Annotated in this window: 1 protein-coding gene; it reads right to left on the reverse strand. The window is 43.6% G+C overall.

All coding sequences use genetic code 11. The features are described from left to right. Positions 1-26 precede the first annotated feature (26 nt). Positions 27-1,301 carry a tyrosine-type recombinase/integrase gene (locus ACQY6Q_RS12270; protein ID WP_427981807.1) on the reverse strand — a complete coding sequence of 425 codons (1,275 nt, stop codon included), beginning with the start codon at positions 1,299-1,301 and terminating at the stop codon, positions 27-29. Between the last annotated feature and the right edge of the window lie 393 nt (positions 1,302-1,694).

Here is a 1,694-nt window from a genome sequence, read left to right on the forward strand (position 1 = left end):
CTTACCCGCTGACACAAAATGTTGAGTTAACCTGTCTTGGCTGTATTGATAAGCACCACGTTATCGGCGGGATTGACCAACAGTTCTAACCACTCACACCACATATTTAAGGCGGCGAGTTTTTCAGGTAAATATTGGCTACGATTGTAAATGGCCATAACCCCACCTAATGAATGGCCCAACAGCTGCTCGACAACATACGGAGCTACACCAAGATCATTAAGCTTGGTCGTAAAGGTTCGGCGTAAATCATGTAGCGACCATGATTCTTTATGTTTTAATCGCTTATAAATGAGCCCACCGCAGCAGCTCACCGTCTCACAACTTTTCAATTCACCTAATAGATAGCCTGAATCACCATGACGTTTATACAAAAATTCAATGATAGGCTTCACTTTAGCGGGTATGGGTCGAATTATGATCTTATTGGTTTTGCTATGAGCTTTAGGCACTGTCCACAGCTCACGCTCCAGATCCCACTCATCAAAGGTTGATAAGCGCAACTCTTGGGTTCTGGCCCCAAACACGAGCAAAAGCTGACACAAATAACGCATATAAAACGCGCCTTTGCCATTTTGAATTGAGCGCATTAGGTCATACATCTCAATATCTGATAACACCCTATCTTTTTGCCGTTGTTTTTGACCAACATCAGAGGCAATCAAGTCATCTAACTCACGGCTGACCGCATAGCGCCTAACCCGACAAAACCTTAAGGCTTGTTTGGCATTTTGTAATATTTGCCCTGCTGCGACTGGCGCAGGCTTTAGCTTACCCTTTACTCCACGCCGTATACGATCAAAGCATTCAATCCAATGCCTTGTCTCTGTTTGCTCCAGCGGAAAGTGCCCTATATAGGGGTAAATATGACGTTTAAATTGGACGATGACTCTTTCAACATGTTTACGATTTTCTCTAGCGTAGTTCTCTATCCAATATTCAAGCGCCTGTTCAACAGTAACAGGGGCCAAGCTCTTCTCACGCCCCATACTGCGCTTAACTTTCGGATCATGCCCTTCGGCTAACCATGAGCGACACTCTTCGGTTAAGTCCCTTGCCTGCCTCAATGACAACTCAGGATAGCCGCCTAAATCCATTCGCTTGCTTTTTCCACTGATCTTATAGCGGAACTGAAAGCTTAACTTGCCCAGCTTAGAGATTCGAACTCCGAGCCCTTTACCATCTGTTAACTCTTTAACTTTTGATTGAGGTTTACCAACTAAAGCCCGCAAAGTGGTTTCATACAACATCGTTTTAAGCTCACGTTCTCGGGTAAATGGCTCAATTCCATGTACCCCCATATGTACCCCCATCTAACCATAGCAACCAAAACAAGCCAATACCTAAGAAGACAAAATCGTGAACCTAATCATTGATAAATAAAGAGAATTCATATTTAACAGATACTTCCGAATACTACTGAAAACAACAAAATGCAGTCTATGGCATGAACTAAAACTAACGTTTTAGCATGTTGTATTAAAACGGGTTTCTCAGCAATGGGAAGCCCGTTTTACTTTCTAGCTTCCCCCATCCCAGCGCTACCATCCGCACATATTCTGGCACTTGGCGCCTCTTCAGCTTCGGCTAATTTTCATTTTGTACACTAGCAAACCTTGTGATGCATGCTAGGGATATTTAGCTCACTTGTTACAAGGCAGGCGACAAGTTATCCCACCCAAGGCATATGAAAA

The sequence above is a fragment of the Agarivorans sp. genome (assembly GCF_050295395.1).
In the GTDB taxonomy this organism is placed as follows: domain Bacteria; phylum Pseudomonadota; class Gammaproteobacteria; order Enterobacterales; family Celerinatantimonadaceae; genus Agarivorans.

Coding starts and splice junctions, on each gene's coding strand:
- ACQY6Q_RS12270 (WP_427981807.1), bottom strand. CDS start 1,301: ATGGGGGTACATGGAATTGAGCCATTTACCCGAGAACGTGAGCTTAAA.